This is a genomic window from Prauserella sp. PE36 (assembly GCF_003311655.1).
GTDB lineage: Bacteria > Actinomycetota > Actinomycetes > Mycobacteriales > Pseudonocardiaceae > Prauserella_A > Prauserella_A endophytica.
The window spans coordinates 37,394-54,797 of sequence record NZ_QEQT01000049.1 but is presented as its reverse complement, the minus strand read 5'-3'; the positions used below and the strand labels follow the sequence as shown (position 1 = coordinate 54,797).

Sequence of the window (17,404 nt, the reverse complement as noted above, 5' to 3'; positions counted from 1 at the left end):
GAAATCGCCGCGCGAAGCCCTTTTCTGACGCGCTGTCACCATTTTCGGGCGAACGCAGTGAAGGCCACCCTCACTGCGTTCAACGCAGTGAGGGTGGCCTTCACTGCGGGTGGGGCAGGTCACATCCCGGAGCCGCCCGCGGAGGGTTTGGTGCTAACGCGTGGTGAAGGTGACCGTGTGCCAACCGGTCGCGCCGTCGGGCAGCACGGGAGCGCGTCGCTCGGTCTGCGTGTACCCGGACTTGTCGGTGGCACGGCAGGCGAGCTGGTGGCTGCCCGGCTCGGTGACGTCGAGCGCGACCTGCCACATCCGCCACGCGTCGTCGGTGACCACTGTGGACAGTTCGGCCTCCCGCCACGGCCCACGGTCCAGCCGCACCTCGACCTTCTCGATGCCCGTGTGCTGTGCCCACGCGATCCCGGCGACCACGACGCGGCCGGGCGGCAACGTCGCGAAGCCCTTGGGCGAGTCGATGCGCGACTGCGTCTTCACGGGAGCCTCCCGGGCCCAGCCGCGCTCCAGCCAGTAGGCCCGCCGCGCCTCCCACGTGGTCACCTCGAGGTCGGTGACCCACTTGGTGCCCGACACGTACCCGTAGAGCCCGGGAACCACCATGCGAGCGGGGAAACCGTGCTCCACCGGCAGCGGTTCGCCGTTCATGCCGATCGCGAGCAACGCGCCCCTTCCTGGTTCGAGGACAACGTCCAGTGGCGTACCGCACGTCCAGCCGTCGGTGCTCGTGGAGTACAGCTGCTGCGCGCCGCGCTGGACACCGGCCTCACGCAACAGCTCCGCGAGGTCGACACCGATGAAGTTCGCGGTGGAGATCAGCGGCCCACCGACCTCATTGGACACACAACACATCGTGATCGTGCGCTCGACGAGGCGGCGGCCGCGGATGTCGTCGTAGATGAACGTCAGCTCGCGCTCCACCAGCCCGTGGACGCGCAGGCTCCAGTCCTCGGCGCGGACCTGCGGCACGATCAGCGCGGTGTCGATGCGGTAGAAGCTCTCGTTCGGCGTGAGGAACGACGGCGTGCCGAGCTTGGTGAAGTCGGCGTCGGCGGGCACGGGCGGCACGCGCCGAGCCGGTTCGAGCTCGCCGACCGCCGCGCGCGAGCTGTCCGCGCTGCGGCTGGAGCCGAGCAGCTGACCGCCGAGGCCGACCAAACCGGCTCCGGCCGCGACCGCACCGGCGCCGAGCAGGAACCGCCGCCGGTCGGGCGAGCCGATCTCCTCGTCCTCGGCCGCCCGCGCGTGCAGCCAGCGGAACGTCCACAGGCCCGCGAGGAGGCTCGCCGCGGGGGCGGCCAGCGCCAGCTGGCCGAGGTCGGGCCGGGTGAACACCGCGATGCCGCCGAGCACGCCGAAAACCCCGATGACCACCGTCCCGGCCAGCGGGCTCCGCCGCGACAGCAGCCCCGCGCCCGCGGCCACCGCCACGAGCACCACGGCCATGCCGCTGAGCAGCACGAGCTTGTCGGCGGTGCCGAAGGTGCGCACCGCCCAGTCCTTCAGCCAGGTGGGCGTGAGGTCGATCGCCGAGTTGCCGACCGAGAGGTACGGCGAGGCGTTGCGGCCGACGAACGCCGCCACGAGATGCCCCGCGGCCAATGCCGCGGCGAGGCCGAGCAGGCCGCAGAGCACGGCGTGCGACGCCCGCAGGCGACCGTCGGTGCGTCCGGAGACGGCGATTTCGCTCATGTCCCCATGTTCGGCGCCGAACGGCTTCCGGACTGCCTTCCGGCGCTTACGAGTGGCTTACGACCCTGACGAGCGCAGCGCAGCCCGCAACCGCTCCTCCTCGACCTTCCAGTACCCGTGCTCCTCGCCGTCCACGAGGATCACCGGTACGCGGTCGCCGTACTCGGCCCGCCACTCCGGGTCGGTGTCGACGTCGGCCGTGGTCCACTCGACACCGAGCTCGCCGCAGATCCGCGCCACGTCCTCCTCCGCGTGCTCGCACGCGTGGCAGCCGACCCTCGTCATCACGGTCACCCGATGCATGGCTCCATCATCCCCGCAACCGGAACCGGCGCAGCTTGCCGACCGACGAATGAGGCAGCGCCTCCGCGAACTCGACCGTGCGCGGCACCTTGTACGCCGCGAGCGTGGCCGTGCACGCGTCCACCACCTGCTGCTCCGACAGCGCCGCACCCGGCTTCGGCACGACCACGGCCTTCACCGCCTCGCCGCTGCGCTCGTCCAGCACCCCGACCACCGCGACCTCGGCGACCTCTGGCAGGGCGCCGATCACGTCCTCCACCTCGTGCGGGAAAACGTTGAAGCCGTTGACGATGATCAGGTCGTTGGCGCGGTCGACCAGGTGCAGGTCGCCGTCCACGTCGATGTAGCCGACGTCGCCGGTGCGGAACCAGCCCTCGTCGTCCGGTCCGTGCGCGCCGTCGGGCCAGTACCCGCTGAACAGGTTCCGCCCGCGCACCGCGACCAGTCCGGTGCCGCCGGTGTCGTCGGCGAACGCGTCGGCCGGGTCCTCGGGGTCGAGCGGCACCGGGCCCGGGGTGCCGTCGCTGTCCACGAGCCGCAGCTCGACGCCGGGCAGCGGGCGGCCGACCGATCCCGGCTTGGCGTAGCCGGTGACCAGCGTGGACGTCACCACGGGCGCGGCCTCGGTGAGCCCGTAGCCCTCGAACACGGCCAGCCCCGTCGCGCCCCGGATGGCGGCGAGCACCTTCGGGTGCAGCGGCGCGGCACCCGACACGAGCAGTCGGACGGTCGAGAGCGACTCGCCGACCTCGTCGGCCGGCAGCGCGGCGAGCTCGGTGTACATCGCGGGCACACCGACGATCACGGTCACGCGGTGGGCGGCGCACGCGGCGAGCGCCTTCTGCGCGTCGAACCGCTGCGCGAGCACGGTGGTCGCCCCGGCGGCGACGGCGTTGAGCAGGCCCGGACCGAGCCCGTAGATGTGGTGCAACGGGATGGCCACGAACACGCGGTCGCCATGGTCGGCCAAGGGCGGTTGCAGCTGTCCGAGCTGGGCGACGTTGGCGAGCAGCGCGCGATGCGACAGCATCACGCCTCGCGGCGGTCCGGTGGTGCCCGAGGTGTAGAACAGCGCGGCGACGTCCTCGCCCGCCCTGGTGGGCGCTACCGGCTCGCCGGCCGAGGGGTCGATCGCCGGTTCCAGCACCCGCACGTCGGCGTGCTCCCCGGGGGCGGCGCCGACGAGCAACCGGGTCCCGCTGTCGGCGAGCACGGGCCGCCACTCGCCCTCCGGCGCCTGCGGCGACAGGGGCACGGCGATGCCGCCTGCCCTGGCCACCGCGAAGAAGGACACCGCGAACTCCGAGGAGGTCGGCAGGCGTAGCGCGACGCGGTCGCCGGGGCTCAGCCCGGCCTCGAGCAGGCGGCGTGCCTGCGTGTCCACGGCGGCGTCGAGTTCCGCCCAGGTCAGTGTGGTCTCGGCCACGGTGTCGACGAGCGCGGTCGCTCCCGGCCGCTCGCGCGAGTTCGCGGCGACGAGGTCCGCGACGTTGGCGACTTCGGCGACACTGCCTGCCCCAGCAGCCACAACCAGCCCCTTTCGATCACCGGCCAGTGTGCCAGCCGAGAGCGACGTCACAAGGTGGTTTTGACCTCGTCTCCTTTTCGCAATGGAGACACCACTACCTACTTCGCGGTAACAACGCGTATGCTCCGTCAGGCGACGTAGTGGCGATGATCACGCGGAGTCCGGGAACGGGCCCGGAGGAGGTGCAACACGATGAGCATGCCGATCGCTGTTGCGGCAGGTCCCGGGCCTGCGAGGCTCCGTGCGGTGGAGAGCGCCGCCCCCGTCGACGCGAGCGTCGACGAGAACTGGGACCTGGTGCGCGCGGCGCAGAGCGGCGACACCGCTGCCTTCGGCAAGCTCTACGACCGCTACGTCGACTGGGTGTACCGCTACGTCCTGCTGCGGGTCGGCGACCGTCACCTCGCGGAGGACGTCACCAGCGAGACGTTCCTGCGCGCACTGCGCCGGATCACGTCGATCTCGTACCAGGGCCGAGACGTCGGCGCGTGGTTCACGACGATCGCCCGCAACCTGGTGCTCGACCACGTGAAGTCGAGCCGGTTCCGCCTGGAGATCGTCACCGACGAGGTGACCGAATCCGGCACGCAGCCCTTCGGCTCCTCCGCGCAGCACTCGCCGGGCCCCGAGCAGCAGGTGATCAGCAAGACCACCAACGACGAACTGCTGCGCTGCATCGCCGGACTCGGCGACGACCAGCGGGAATGCATCATCCTGCGGTTCATCCAGGGCTTCTCGGTGTCCGAGACCGCGCAGATCATGCAGCGCAACGAAGGCGCCGTGAAGGCGCTGCAGCACCGCGCCGTCCGCAGGCTCGCGAAACTCCTGCCCACCGGCCTGCGCTGATTCCGCGTAACCCCGCACCCCGCCGATCGTTGCCAGTGCGAAGGATTCGGCGGAGCAGGCCGGGAGGCGCGCGACATGTGGAGGCCTCCGTGGCCGCGCCAGGGGCGCGGGGAACACGAGCGCTTCGCTCGCGCGGTCGAGCACGGGCACGGGCACGAGTTCAGCGACGAGCTGGCCGTGGTGGCGGCCCTGCGCAGACTCGGCGCCGACACCGCACTGGACGACGAGGCCCGCACACGCATCGCGGGCCGGATCGAGGCGTCCGGACGGCGGCCAGGGCGCCGGCCGCGCACGGTGCCCGTCGTCGCGGCACTGATGGCGCTGCTCTTCGCCGTGTCCGGGCTCGCCCTGCTGCTCTCCGACGACGCCCTGCCCGGCGAGACGCTCTACGACCTCAAGCGCCTGCGCGAGACGGCCGTGCTGGAGCTGACCTTCGACGACGAGGCCAGGGGGCTCAAACATCTCGAGTACGCCGAGCGCCGCATCGACGAGCTGACCGTGCTCGTCGAGCAAGGACGGTTCGACGAGCAGGCGTACGCGATCGGCATGGCCGACTTCACCGGTGACACACGGGCCGGGGTCGTCCAGCTCACCGCGCTGGCGACCAGCTCGGACGGACGGCAGCTCGCGCCGCTGGGCGGCTGGGCGGCGCGGCAGTCGAGCAGGCTTGCGGCGCTGCACGCCGTGCTCCCTGCGGATATCACCGATGCCGCCGAACCGGCGGAGCTGCTGACCAGGGTCCGCCAGCGCGTCACAGCACTGAGCGACCGGATGGGCTGCTACGAGATCACCTCGGGCAGCTTCGACGAGCTGGGCGCGCTGCCCGCCACGGGGACGTGTGGCCTGCCGGAGAGTCTGCGCGCCGGGGAGTACCGGCGACCGGGCACCGTCCCCGCGCCCGCCTACGAGCCACCCGAGTCACCCGCGATGCAACCGCTGAGGAGCGCCGGAACCTCCACGACCGAGCCCGTGGTCACGCCGTCCCCGACGCCGCCGCCGACGACGCCCACGCCCACGCCGAGCGAGACCGCCGTCCCCGCGCCCATCCCCGCGCCGACGGGGCCGCGGCTGCCCGACTCGACCGTCCCGCCGGCCCCGGTCGTGTCCATTCCGCCGCTACTGCCGGGACTGCCGGGGGTGAGCATCGGATAGCGCTCCGCCGTCAGTTGTATCCTCGCTACTCTGTGCACAGCACCGGAGTGCAACTCGAACGTGGAGGCGGTGTGCGTGGCACTGTGGCGGGCCCGCGGTAAGGGGCACGAACGCGAGCGGCTCGCCGCACTGGCAGGCGAAGCCTCGGCTGACGCTGCCGTGGCCATGGAAGCCGCGCAGTTGGCGACCCTCGAGGTCCCGGCGCCCGAGGGCGGTGAACTCGCTCCCCCACCGGCTCCGCCCGACCTCACCGCGGCGGCGTTCTTCGACGTCGACAACACGATGATGATGGGCGCGTCGATCTTCCACTTCGCGCGAGGACTCGCCGCGCGCAAGTACTTCACCACCTCCGACCTCGCCGGATTCGCCTGGCAGCAGGTGAAGTTCCGCGTCGGAGGGCGCGAGGACAAGCAGGGCATGCAGTCCAGCCGCGAGCAGGCACTGTCCTTTGTGGCGGGACGAACCGTCGACGAGATGGTGGCCGTGGGCGAGGAGATCTACGACGAGCTGATGTCCGACAAGATCTGGTCCGGCACGCGTGCACTCGCCCAGATGCACCTCGACGCGGGCCAGCGCGTGTGGCTCGTGACGGCGACGCCCGTCGAGCTGGCCGCGATCATCGCGCGGCGGCTCGGGCTCACCGGCGCGCTGGGCACCGTCGCGGAGAGCGTGGACGGCGTGTACACCGGGCGGCTCGTGGGGGACCTGCTGCACGGCAGGGCGAAGGCACACGCCGTGCGCGCGCTGGCCGCCCGCGAGGGGTTGAACCTGCGCCGCTGCACGGCGTACTCGGACTCGCAGAACGACGTGCCGATGCTCTCGGTCGTCGGCACCGCCGTGGCGGTCAACCCGGACTCCGGGCTGCGCGAGGTCGCGCGCGGCCGGGGCTGGGAGATCCGCGACTTCCGCACTGGTCGCAAGGCCGCGAAGATCGGAGTGCCGTCGGTGCTCGGAGCCGGCGCGGTCGCCGGAGCCGTCGCCGCGGGAATCGCCTACCGCCGCCGCGTCGCCTGACCGGAGCAGTGCCGACGGCCCCCAAGGCCACCTTTGTTGCGTTGAACGCAGCAAAGGTGGCCTTGGGGGGCGGTAGCGGAAGGCTCAGTCGCGGAAGACGCCGCGGCGTTGGGAGAGGCGGCGGTACAGCATCTGCTGGATGGCCTCACGGACCTGGTCGTTGAGGTTGAAGATCAGCAGCGGGTCTTCGTCCGCCTCGGCCGCCAAGCCGTCAGTGGCGATCGGCTCGCCGAACTCGATGTGCCACTTCGTCGGCAGCGGGATCGCGCCCAGCGGACCGAGCAGCGGGAAGAACGGCGTCACCGGGAAGTAGGGCAGCCCGAGCAGGCGTGCCAGCGGCTTCAGGTCGGCGAGCTTCGGGTAGATCTCCTCGGCACCCACGATCGACACCGGGATGATCGGCACACCCGTGCGCAGCGCCGCCGACACGAACCCGCCGCGACCGAACCGCTGCAGCTTGTACCGCTCCGAGAACGGCTTGCCGACGCCCTTGAAGCCCTCCGGCCACACGCCGACCAGCTCACCCGCGCGCAGCAGCCGCTCCGCGTCGGGTCCGCACGCGAGCGTCTGCCCGGACCTGCGGGCGAGCGTGCCCAGCAGCGGCGTCTTGAACACCAGGTCGGCGCCCAGCATGCGCAGATGCCGCCCACGCTGCTCGTGCACGGCGAACGCGGTCATCACCGAGTCGATCGGCAGTACGCCGGAGTGGTTGGCCACGAGCAGGGCACCGCCCTCGGCGGGCAGGTTCCGCACGCCATGGGTGCTCACCCGGAACCACTTCTCGTACAGCACGCGCACGGGCGGCAGCACGAGCGTGTCGGTGAGCTCGGGGTCGAAGCCGAATTCGTCGACGGTGTAGTCGCCGGTGAACCGGTGACACAGGAACGTCAGGAAGCGCGTCAGCGGGTCGCCCTGGCCAGGCTGCTCCGGGGCCGCGGTGGCGCCGGGGAAGGCCACCACCGGGGCGTCGTGCTCCCTCGGGGAGACCGGCCGCGGCTCGTCGTCTCTGGTTCGGTGCAGCGGGATGACCTGCGCCGAAGAGCCGGTTGTCACTGCTTCACCCTCCAACCGTCGACCGTGGTGGCCAGCTCCGCGAGACGGTCACCGTCGATCACCGGCCGCAGTCCGCGGCCGAGGACGTAGTCGTCGTAGGCCTCTCGCGTGCTCCACCGGGGTGTGTACCCGAATTCGTTCTTGAGTCGCGTGTTGTCGACGACCCGGCCGAAGTTGAGCAGCCGCACCTGGTCGGAGGAGAAGTCGACCACGCGGGCGCCCCGCAGCAGCCTGCTGACCGAGGGCATCACCTGACGCGGCATCGGCAGCTCGACCCTCCCGGCCCGGCGGATCGCCTGCGAGAGCGTCAGGACGCCGTCGGCAGCGACGTTGAAGACGCCGGGCTTGTCCTGCAGCGTCGCGCACTCCAGAACGTTCAGCGCGTCGGTGGAGTGCAACAGCTGGAGGCGAGCGTCGTAGCCGAGCACCGTGGGGACCACCGGCAGCGCGAAGTAGCGCGCGAGCACGGTGTCGACCTCCGGCCCGATGATGTTGACGAAGCGGCCCATGGTCACCGTGATGTCGGGGCGGCGGCGCGAGAGACCGCGTACGTAGCCCTCCATCTCGACGGCGTCCTTGGCGTAGCCGTTCGACGAGGCCGGGATGAGCTCGGAGCCCTCGGTGAACACCGCGGGCGAGCGCGAGCTGGCGCCGTACACGGCGGCGGTGGACTTGACGACGAGCTTGCGCACGAGCGGGGAACGCTGACACGCGGCGAGCAGCCGCATCGTGCCGATGACGTTCACTTCCTTGATCGCCATCCGCCTGCCGGGGCCCGCGGGGTGGCACGTCGTCGAGGCGTGCACAACCGTGTCGACCCTCGCGGAGCTGATGATCTTCGCGATGAGCGGGTTTCGGATGTCGGCTCGGACGAACTCCGCGTTGCCGATGCGGCGGAGGATGTCCGGGTGCGGCGCCGACGTGTCGACGCCGATCACCCGTTCCAGCTCCGGGTTGTTGCCCAACCTGGCCAGGAGCCTTCCGCCCAGCTCGCCGGCGACCCCGGTGACGAGGACGACGTTGGACGGCATCAGACCCCCTGGCCGGAAGGCGACGGTTTCTAGAGAGGCGAGGCGATTCCGGATGGTACTCCGTGGCAGGAGCCGCGGAACCGCCTCTTACATGCTGTTAACCGGGGTTACGCCTACCGGCCACCAGGGCTCACCCGAGTGCGTGAAGCAGTTGTTTCCAGGCGCGCTTACTTGCCCTGCTTGCGACGCTGGACCCGCGTGCGGCGAAGCAGCTTGCGGTGCTTCTTCTTGGACATACGCTTGCGGCGCTTCTTGATCACCGAGCCCACAGGTGCTCCTTAACGTTCGGAACGTTCGGTCGTGAAAATCGCGTGGGGCAAGCACACGAACGGCCTATCAGGTTACCTGGGGCTTCTTTCGCGCTCGTCTCCGGCTACCACTAGAGCCTGTTCGGAAGCGGCGGAGCCGCTTGCGTGGGCCGTCACCCGGCTACGCAGCGAGGAGGCGGCTGAGGTTCCGCCACCCGCACCGCCACGCACGGCTCCTGCGAGAAACCCGTCAGCCGACGTCGAAGTAGGCGTTGTCGAGGTAGTCGTGAACGGCCTTCTCGGGCACCCGGAAGGACTTGCCGACGCGTACGGCCGGCAGCTCACCCGAGTGGACGAGACGGTAGACGGTCATCTTGGAGACCCGCATCAGCGTCGCCACCTCGGCGACCGTCAAGAACTGGACCTGCCGGGGGCCCGGCACGTCGTCTTTCCTGTTCGGCGGCATAGGTCATTCACCGTGTCCTTTACACGTGTCGCGCCGCTCGGCTTCCCCACCGAACGGTATCGACACGCACGTGCTACCACCGAGGGTAGCGGGACGCGTGGGACTATTGCGACGGCTGTCGAGGGCAATACGTACCGTGCTCGCGAGCACACATCGTGATGTACGCACGTCGGACGCGGGTCAGTCCTCCTCGTGCGCCTTGCCGAGTTCAACCGAACGGTCGCGGGCGGCCTCGATCGCGGCGAGCAACGCGGCCCGGACGCCGTGCTTCTCCAGCTCCCGGATCGCGTTGATCGTGGTACCGGCCGGCGAGGTGACCGCCTCGCGCAGGATCACCGGATGCTCGGCGCTCTCCGCGAGCATCTTGGCGGCGCCGACCGCCGACTGGACGATGAGCTGCTCGGCGACCGCGCGCGGGAGCCCGAGCAGTATCCCGGCGTCGATCATGGCCTCGACCAGGAAGAAGAAGTACGCCGGGCCCGAGCCGGACAGCGCGGTGACGGCGTCCTGCTGCGACTCCGGCACCTCCAGCACCTTGCCGACGCTGGAGAGCAGGTCCTCGACCACGCGGATGTGCTCGGGGGTGGCGTGCCGGCCCGGGGAGACGGCGCTCATCGCCTCGTTGACGAGCATCGGGGTGTTCGGCATGACGCGGACGACCGGCGTGCCCTCGGGGAGCCTGCGCTCGTACAGCGCCGTCGGCAGGCCTGCGCACAGCGAGACCACCAGCGAGCCGGGGCCCACCAGCGGGGCCAGGTCGTCCAGCACGGGCTCGATGTCCTGCGGCTTCACGGCGACGATCAGCACGTCCGCGCGTTTGGCCGCCTCGGACACCTCGACCCCGGCGATGCCGTAGCGCTCGGTCAGCTCGGCGGAGCGTTCCGGATGCCGCTCGGTGAACAGCAGGTCCTCCGGCTTGCGGCCCGCGTGCAGCAGGCCAGAGAGCAGCGCCTCACCGATCTTGCCGGCACCCAGTACAGCGATAGTTGCCATGCGTCTGACTCTAGGGCGATGGTGAAAGGGCGAGTTGTCGCGCCTGGCACACGATGCGGCCCTGGGCGTCGATCACGAGCGCGTCGGAGTCGAACCAGCCCTCCTGCACCGATCTGCTCTCCGCCAGCACCCGCAGCCAGCCTGCCGACGGCCGCGTGCGCACGAACGCCGTGAGCTGCGCGGTCGGCGCCCAGCCGAAGCGCCCGAGGTTGAACACCACGGGCGGGTTGATGTCGCCCGCCAGCAGCGCGAAGTACGGGTCGGGCTCGCCGTCGCGCGGCCGGACCCACAGCCGGATCCTCGGCGGATCGCCGGTGCGACCGCTGAGATAGCCGGCCGTGGCCGGGTCGACACGCACGTCGCAGCCCTTCGCGAGGTGGAAGACCCCTTCGGAGGTCTCCCCCGACAGCGTGTGCGCACCGGCCGGCGGCTCCGCCGGCAGCGCAGGCACGTCGCTCCACACCGGCCTGCGCACCGGCAGCCTGCCCGCGGTCACGCGGGCCTCGACGCAGCTGCGGCCACGCTGCTCCAGCACGACCGCGACCACGGTGGCGCGGCGGCCGATCTTGCGGATGTCGGCCCGCAGCAGCACCGGGCCGATCGCGGGCGGCCGGAGGAACTCGGCGCTCACCACCATGGGGTCGATCGGCGGCTCTCCCCGCTCGGCGAGCACGGTGACGGCGGCCTTGGCGAGCAGGGCCACGAGGAACCCGCCGTGCGGGTGGCCGCCGATGGACCATTCGTGCCGCAGGTCCGCCGTGAACGTGCCGTCGCCGAGGGACCTGGTGTCGCAGGCGGACCCGAACGACGTCGGGTCGTAGTCGATGGTGCTCACGAACGGCTGGCCAGCGCTCGCAGGAAGAACGCGGTGTTGGCGGGCCGTTCGGCCAGCCTCCGCATCAGGTATCCGTACCACTGCTCGCCGAACGGCACGTACACGCGCACGGTCTCCCCTTCCGCCGCCAGCCTGCGCTGCTCGTCAGGCCGGACCCCGAACAGCAGCTGGTACTCGTAGGTGCCCTCGCGGCACCCGTACCAGCGCACCCGTTCCCCCAGCACCTCGATGAGCCGGGGGTCGTGAGTGGCGAACATCGGATACCCGCCCCCAGCGAGCAGGATGTTCGCGCAGCGAACGTAACTCAGGTCCACTTCGCCCGCCGTCGCGAAGGCCACAGTCGACGGCGCGGCGTAGGCGCCCTTGCACAACCGCACTCGGGAGCCGTCGACGGCGAGCTCCGCGGCGTCGGCCTCGGTCCGGCGCAGGTACGACTGCAGGACGGCGCCGACAGAGGGCCACGTCCGACGCAGCTCCCGCACCACGCGCAGCGTGGCTTCGACGGTGTCGTGCTCCTCCATGTCGATGGTCACGGTCGTGCCGCCTTCGTGGGCCGCGGCGCAGATGCGCGCGGCGCGGTCGAGGGCTGCGCCCTCGTCGGCACGCAGGCCCAGCGCTGAGAGCTTGACGCTCACCTCGGCGTGGTCGGTCAGTGCCTTGACTCGCAGCGCTTCGAGGAGCCTGAGGTAGGCGGAGACGGCCGACTCCGCCGACGCGGGATCGCCCGCGTTCTCGCCGAGGTGGTCCAGCGTCGCTCGGCGCCCGTCGGCGGCGAGCGCCGTGACGGCGGCCAGGGCGTCGTCGACGGTCTCCCCGGCCACGAACCGCGCGACGACACTCCTGGCGCCGGGTGCGGTGGCCACCAGGCGCCGGATCGTGTCGTTGCCTGCGGCTGCGAGGATCAACGAACGCAACGGCTCCACGGTCAAGACCATACGTGCCGATACGCGGAAACGAGGTCTCGGCAGGGCACGAGTTGATCTTGGGTTTCAGCCGAGGTGGAGCCGGGTGAACAGCAGCGCCTCGCCGAGCATGCGGGCACGCTCGGCCAGGTTGCGCGCACCGCGTGTGTTCACCTCGAGCACGACCTGCCCGTCGAAACCGGTCGCGGCGAGGTGTTCGAGCAGCTCAGCGCAGGGTTGGTTGCCCCGGCCCGGCATGAGGTGCTCGTCCTTCGGCACCCCGGTGCCGTCGGCGAGGTGCACATGGGTCAAGCCCTCGCCCATGCGCTCGGCCAGCTCCAGCGCGTCCATGCCCGCGGCGGCGCTGTGGGACAGGTCGAGGGTGTAGTGCGAGTACCCGACGTCGGTCGGGTCGATCGAGGGGCGGAACGCCGACACCCTCGCGTTGCGGCTGCCCCCGGGTGGGCGGACCTTGAACATGTTCTCCACCGCGATGTCGACGCCGCTGCTCTCCTCCAGCTCGGCGACGAGGTCGGCGAAGGCGTCACCGTAGCGGCGCTGCCAGCGAAACGGGGGGTGCACCACGACGGTGCGGGCCTCCAGCTCCATCGCGGCCTCCACCGAGCGGCGAAGGCGCACCACGGGGTCGGGCGACCACACGCGCTGCGTGATCAACAGCGACGGCGAGTGGATCGACAGCACCGGCACGCCGGTCTCGTCGCGGAGTCTGCGCAGCGCGGGCACGCTCTGGCTCTCCGGGTCGGCCCACACCATCACCTCGACGCCGTCGTAGCCGAGTGCGGCGGCCAGCTCGAACCCGGTGCGGGCGCGCAGCGGCCACACCGACGCCGTCGACAGCCCGACGGGAATCGCTGCGGCCACGCGCTACCTGGAGACGAGCAGCAACGCGGCGGGCGACACGGTGACGACGAGCCCGACGAGCAGTGCCAGCACCGTGGTCTGCAGGTCCTCGGCGCGGCGCACCTTGCGCACGATCCACACCAGCCCGACCGTGACCACCAGCGCGGCGATCAGCGCGGCCGCGGGGAGCTGGCCCCACAGCCAGTTGAAGCCGAGCCACACGGCGGCACCGCCCGCGACGCCGAGGGCGAGCTGACCGGCCAGCGCAAGCCACTGCTTGGCGGGCGACGCGGCCTCCTCGTCCTCATCGAGGTCGCTGCCCGCCAGCTCGTCGCGGTCGTCGAGCTCTTCGTCGTAGGCGTAGTCGTCCTCGTAGTCCGCCGCGTACGGGTCGTGCGGGCGCTGCTCGCCCAGCGGGTCGTCCTCGAGGAGTCCGGCGTGGTAGCGGCCGTCCGGGCCGTCGGCCTCGTCGTCGTCATCGAAGTTCGGCGTGTAGAACCCGGTCGGCGGGCCCTCGTCGTCGTCCTCTTCAGGCCCTGCTGGCGCCGGGGGCACCACGGGCATCACGCCGACCTCGGTGTCCTCGTTCTGCGTGTCCTGCCTGCGGCGGCGCCAGCCCGCCAGCCCCGCTGGGGGCTCGTCCGGGTGCGGGACGTCGGTGTCCGGCGCGCCCCCGACGGCGGGGAACTGCTCCGTGCTCGGCTCGGGGGGCGGCGGCGGGGTGCCGCGCGGCGGCCTGCGCCTGCGCGGTGGCAGCGGGAACCTGCCCGTGCCGGGGCGCGACGGGGCGGGTGGTTCCATTCCGCCCTGGTCCGCCGCGGTCCCTTCGAGGCCGTCGAGCCGTGCGGAGAGCGTGCCCTCCGAGCCCGGGGGCTCCGGCGAAGGTCCACGCCTGCCGGGCGGCGCCTCGGCGGGGGGAACGGGTATGCCGTTGCGAGTTCCGTTGAGGGGTCGCGGCGGCAGCGGCCTGCCCCCCTCCTCGGGTGCCTGCGGAGGAGGAACCGGATAGCCGCCGGTGCCGCCCTGAGGGGGCGGGGGCACCCTCGGTGGTCTGCCGCCCCGCGCCGGGGGTGCCTCGTCGGTCTGCTCCGCCGGGGGTGGCGGGGCCGGCGCGGCGCCGTTGCGCCTGCCGACACCGGGAGGTGGCGGGCCCTCGGCCCGCACTCGGTCGATGATCGCCTGGGGCGCCGTGTCGCTGATGCTCGGCGCGTCGTCATCGTCGGCAGCGCGACGTCGCCGACGGCGCGGTGCGCCGCCGACCTGTCCGCCATGTTGGGCGAGTAGTTCGGCCACCGTCTTCTGGGGCCGCTCGCCCTCGCTGTCTCGAGTCATCCTTTCCACCGTGCCCGTCGCCTGTTGTCTACGTCCAGTGTGAACCCAGGCGTCATGCGTGCCGACCCTGGCCGGTCATCAATGCAGTCTGGTCCGCGCCGTTCGAGTGGTCCAGCCGTCGCAGAATCACACCCTCACGCAGTGCCCAAGGGCATATTTCCAAAGTTTCGAGTGACAGGGCTCGCATCGTGGCCTGCGCCACGAGAGCCCCCGCCACGAGCTGGTGTGCTCTTCCCGCGCTGACGCCCTCCAGCTCGGCGAGGTCGTCGGAGGACATGCGGGAGATGAACGAGATGAGCTGCCGCAGTGCCGTGTCGGTGAGCACCCGCCGCACGCGGGGGCCCGCCGCGGACGGAGCCGCACCGGCGAGCCGCGCGAGCGAACGGAACGTCTTCGACGTTGCCACCACCCGGTCCGGCTCGCCGAGCTTGGAGATCCTCTTCGCGAGGTCGCCGAGCTGGTCCTCCAGCCAGGCCGATGTCGCGACCAGCTCCGAGCGCGTCGGCGGATCCTTGCTGAACCGGGTCCGCGTGAGCCTGCCCGCCCCGAGCGGCAGCGACTCGGCCAGCTCCGGCTCCTCGTCGATGCCCATCGCGACCTCGAGCGAGCCGCCACCGATGTCGAGCACCAGCAGCTGTCCCGCCGACCAGCCGTACCAGCGGCGCACGGCGAGGAAGGTCAGCCGGGCCTCCTGCTCGCCGGTGAGAACCCGCAGCTCGACGCCGGTCTCATCGGCCACCTTCCGCAGGACCTTGCCCGCGTTGCTCGCCTCACGCACCGCCGAGGTCGCGAAGGCCATGACCTCCTCGCACCCCAGCCGCTTCGCCGCCTCCTTCGCGGACTCGACAGCCTCGACCAGGTCGTCGATGCCCTTCTTGCTCAGCTCACCGTTCTTGTTGATCTGCTCCGCGAGCCGCAGCACGGTCTTCTCGGAATGCATCGGCGTGGGGTGGGCACCACGATGGGCGTCCACCACCAGCAGGTGGACGGTGTTCGACCCGACGTCGAGTACCCCTAGGCGCACGAGGTTCTACGGTACCCGGCCTCGGGACCGTGCGGCGCCTCGCTGGTCACGTCTCGAACTTGTAGCCGAGCCCGCGCACGGTGACGAGGTGCCGGGGAGAGCCCGGATCGGGCTCGATCTTGGAACGCAGCCGCTTGACGTGAACGTCGAGCGTCTTGGTGTCACCGACGTAGTCGGCGCCCCACACGCGATCGATGAGCTGCCCTCGCGTGAGCACCCGGCCGACGTTGCGGAGCAGGTACTCGAGCAGGTCGAACTCCTTGAGCGGCAGCGAGACCTCCTCGCCGTCCACGGTCACGACGTGCCGCTCTACATCCATCCGCACCGGGCCGGCCGCGAGCACCAGCGGTGCCAGCTCGCCTTCGGTGCCGCCGGTCTCGCCGCCGCGCCTCAGCACGGCCCGGACCCTGGCGATCAGCTCGCGCGCCGAGTACGGCTTCGTCACGTAGTCGTCGGCGCCCAGCTCGAGGCCGACCACCTTGTCGATCTCGCTGTCGCGCGCGGTCACCATGATCACCGGCACGGCCGAGCGCTGGCGCAGCTGCTTGCACACGTCGGTGCCGCTCATCCCGGGCAGCATGAGGTCGAGCAGCACGATGTCGGCACCGTTGCGGTCGAACTCGTCGAGCGCCTGCTGGCCGTTGGTGGCCACGGCGGCGGTGAAGCCCTCCTTCCTCAGCAGGAAGGCGAGCGGGTCGGCGAACGACTCCTCGTCCTCGACGATCAGCACCCTCGTCACGGCGTGGTTCCTCCCTGTTCGGCGCTTTCCGGTCCGGTCGCCACCAGAGGCCCGGGTTCGCGTTCCTGCCTGGGGGCAGGCGCGGACGCGTTCTCGGCGCTGGCGTGCGCGGGTATGCGCAGCGTGAAGGTGGAGCCGACCCCCTGGCTGCTCCACAGGCGCACCTCGCCGCCGTGGTTGGCGGCGACGTGCTTGACGATCGCGAGACCGAGGCCGGTGCCGCCGGTGGCCCGCGAGCGCGCCTTGTCGGCGCGGTAGAACCGCTCGAAGACGCGCTGCTGCTCCTCCTCGGCGATGCCGATGCCACGGTCGGTGACGGCGATCTCGATGAAGGAGTCGACGAGCCGCCTGCTGATCGAGACGGGGCTGCCCTGCGGCGAGTAGGCGACGGCGTTCTCCAGCAGGTTCGACAGCGCGGTGACCAGCAGAGTGCGGTCACCCTCGACGAGCAGCCCGCTGGGGCCGTCGGTGGTCACGGTGATCTCGGCCGACTCGGCGGCCAGCTTGGTGCGGCCGAGCGCCTCACGCACGACGGCGTCGACCTCCACGACGTTCAGTTCGGGCAGCCGCTCGGCGCCCTGCAGCCGCGACAGCGCGATCAGCTCGGTGACGAGCTTGCCGAGCCGGGTGGACTCGCGCAGGATCTTCTCCCCGAAGCGGCGCACCTCGTCGGTGTCGTCCACGGCGTCGAGCACGGCTTCGGCCAGCAGCGCGATGGCCCCGACCGGGGTCTTGAGCTCGTGACTGACGTTCGCGACGAAGTCGCGCCGGGTGGCCTCCAGCCGCACGGCCTCGGAGTGGTCGACGGCCTCGACCACCGTGAACCCGTCGTCCAGCGGCCGGACCTCGGCAACCACGGCCTCGGGCTGGCGCCCGCGCACCGCGAGCGGCGAGAGGTCGATCTCCAGCGGGTCGCCGGTCTCGATCACCTGCTCGGCGGCTTTGCGGGCGCGGGCGTCGGCCTGGTTGAGCCGGATGAGGCCGAGGGCCTCGGCGCGCTTGTTGTGCAGCACCAGGTCGCCGAAGCGGTTGAGGATCAGGACGCCGTTGTTCGAGGAGCGGACGAACCGTTCGAGCAACTCAGCCGCGGTCGGACCGGTCGGCCTCCGCTCGGAGCCGCCGGAGCGGGTCCGGCCGAGAAGGAAACCGACGACAAGGCCGACCACCAGCGCGGCGGTGGCCAGCGCAAACCATGCAGGCGCCGTCACGGTGGCATCGTAAGCACCCGAGTGGGTAGTCGGCCTAGTGTTGGCTGCCTTCTCGTGACGGCCGTGACACCTGCGGGGCACTTGTTCGCCCCCACGTCAGCCGTGGTTCACCTGGCGGTCGCACTCCGTCGATCTCGGCGCCCAATTCGGATCATTCGATCGAGT

At 71.3% G+C, this 17,404-nt stretch carries 18 protein-coding genes; 3 read left to right on the top strand and 15 right to left on the bottom strand.

Going from position 1 to position 17,404, the window contains the following annotated elements:
- Positions 1-153 precede the first annotated feature (153 nt).
- Genes DI005_RS10420 through DI005_RS10410 form a run of 3 tightly spaced genes read right to left on the bottom strand, consistent with a single transcriptional unit; the run spans position 154 to position 3,535 of the window.
- Positions 154-1,704 (bottom strand): molybdopterin-dependent oxidoreductase, encoded by a 1,551-nt coding sequence (locus DI005_RS10420; protein ID WP_113641989.1) that lies wholly within the window; start codon positions 1,702-1,704, stop codon positions 154-156.
- 57 nt (positions 1,705-1,761) lie between these two features.
- On the bottom strand, positions 1,762-2,007 hold the full coding sequence (locus DI005_RS10415) for a glutaredoxin family protein (RefSeq protein WP_113641988.1): 246 nt from the start codon (positions 2,005-2,007) through the stop codon (positions 1,762-1,764).
- Between the two features lie 7 nt (positions 2,008-2,014).
- Positions 2,015-3,535, bottom strand: coding sequence for an AMP-binding protein (locus DI005_RS10410; RefSeq protein WP_113642042.1), 1,521 nt, complete (start codon positions 3,533-3,535; stop codon positions 2,015-2,017).
- A gap of 192 nt (positions 3,536-3,727) precedes the next feature.
- On the opposite strand from DI005_RS10410, the gene DI005_RS10405 reads away from it, so the two are divergent.
- The 3 genes from DI005_RS10405 to DI005_RS10395 all read left to right on the top strand — a co-directional run bounded on the left by DI005_RS10405 (position 3,728) and on the right by DI005_RS10395 (position 6,547).
- Positions 3,728-4,381 carry a sigma-70 family RNA polymerase sigma factor gene (locus tag DI005_RS10405; RefSeq protein ID WP_112266449.1) on the top strand — a complete coding sequence of 218 codons (654 nt, stop codon included), beginning with the start codon at positions 3,728-3,730 and terminating at the stop codon, positions 4,379-4,381.
- A gap of 75 nt (positions 4,382-4,456) precedes the next feature.
- The gene (locus tag DI005_RS38165; RefSeq protein ID WP_158559801.1) at positions 4,457-5,533 is read left to right on the top strand and encodes a DUF5667 domain-containing protein; all 1,077 of its coding nucleotides are present in this window, start codon (positions 4,457-4,459) and stop codon (positions 5,531-5,533) included.
- A 60-nt stretch (positions 5,534-5,593) separates the two neighbouring features.
- A complete protein-coding gene (locus DI005_RS10395; RefSeq protein WP_112266448.1) occupies positions 5,594-6,547 on the top strand; it encodes an HAD family phosphatase in 954 nt (317 codons plus the stop codon).
- 84 nt (positions 6,548-6,631) lie between these two features.
- On the opposite strand, the gene DI005_RS10390 is transcribed toward DI005_RS10395, so the two are convergent.
- The 12 genes from DI005_RS10390 to DI005_RS10335 all read right to left on the bottom strand — a co-directional run bounded on the left by DI005_RS10390 (position 6,632) and on the right by DI005_RS10335 (position 17,239).
- Positions 6,632-7,600 (bottom strand): lysophospholipid acyltransferase family protein, encoded by a 969-nt coding sequence (locus DI005_RS10390; RefSeq protein ID WP_113641987.1) that lies wholly within the window; start codon positions 7,598-7,600, stop codon positions 6,632-6,634.
- The gene (locus tag DI005_RS10385; protein ID WP_113641986.1) at positions 7,597-8,631 is read right to left on the bottom strand and encodes an NAD-dependent epimerase/dehydratase family protein; all 1,035 of its coding nucleotides are present in this window, start codon (positions 8,629-8,631) and stop codon (positions 7,597-7,599) included. The genes DI005_RS10390 and DI005_RS10385 overlap by 4 nt, the downstream gene beginning before the upstream one ends.
- 167 nt (positions 8,632-8,798) lie before the next feature.
- Positions 8,799-8,900 (bottom strand): 30S ribosomal protein bS22, encoded by a 102-nt coding sequence (locus DI005_RS10380; protein ID WP_005453035.1) that lies wholly within the window; start codon positions 8,898-8,900, stop codon positions 8,799-8,801.
- 229 nt (positions 8,901-9,129) lie between these two features.
- A complete protein-coding gene (locus DI005_RS10375; RefSeq protein WP_110334643.1) occupies positions 9,130-9,345 on the bottom strand; it encodes a helix-turn-helix domain-containing protein in 216 nt (71 codons plus the stop codon).
- Between the two features lie 180 nt (positions 9,346-9,525).
- Positions 9,526-10,338 (bottom strand): pyrroline-5-carboxylate reductase, encoded by an 813-nt coding sequence (proC, locus tag DI005_RS10370; protein WP_112266442.1) that lies wholly within the window; start codon positions 10,336-10,338, stop codon positions 9,526-9,528.
- 10 nt (positions 10,339-10,348) lie between these two features.
- On the bottom strand, positions 10,349-11,173 hold the full coding sequence (locus tag DI005_RS10365) for a thioesterase family protein (RefSeq protein WP_113641985.1): 825 nt from the start codon (positions 11,171-11,173) through the stop codon (positions 10,349-10,351).
- The gene (locus DI005_RS10360) at positions 11,170-12,096 is read right to left on the bottom strand and encodes a proline dehydrogenase family protein (RefSeq protein ID WP_112266816.1); all 927 of its coding nucleotides are present in this window, start codon (positions 12,094-12,096) and stop codon (positions 11,170-11,172) included. Before DI005_RS10360 ends, DI005_RS10365 begins: the two co-directional genes overlap by 4 nt.
- 66 nt (positions 12,097-12,162) lie before the next feature.
- A complete protein-coding gene (locus DI005_RS10355; protein ID WP_112266439.1) occupies positions 12,163-12,957 on the bottom strand; it encodes a sugar phosphate isomerase/epimerase in 795 nt (264 codons plus the stop codon).
- A 3-nt stretch (positions 12,958-12,960) separates the two neighbouring features.
- A complete protein-coding gene (locus DI005_RS10350; RefSeq protein WP_113641984.1) occupies positions 12,961-14,268 on the bottom strand; it encodes a hypothetical protein in 1,308 nt (435 codons plus the stop codon).
- A 52-nt stretch (positions 14,269-14,320) separates the two neighbouring features.
- Positions 14,321-15,292, bottom strand: coding sequence for a Ppx/GppA phosphatase family protein (locus DI005_RS10345; protein WP_113641983.1), 972 nt, complete (start codon positions 15,290-15,292; stop codon positions 14,321-14,323).
- A gap of 46 nt (positions 15,293-15,338) precedes the next feature.
- Complete coding sequence (locus DI005_RS10340) at positions 15,339-16,031, bottom strand: response regulator transcription factor (RefSeq protein ID WP_112266433.1); 693 nt, start codon at positions 16,029-16,031, stop codon at positions 15,339-15,341.
- Positions 16,028-17,239: a cell wall metabolism sensor histidine kinase WalK gene (locus DI005_RS10335; protein WP_233520078.1), complete on the bottom strand. Its 1,212-nt coding sequence runs from the start codon at positions 17,237-17,239 to the stop codon at positions 16,028-16,030. The genes DI005_RS10340 and DI005_RS10335 overlap by 4 nt, the downstream gene beginning before the upstream one ends.
- Positions 17,240-17,404: the final 165 nt, after the last annotated feature.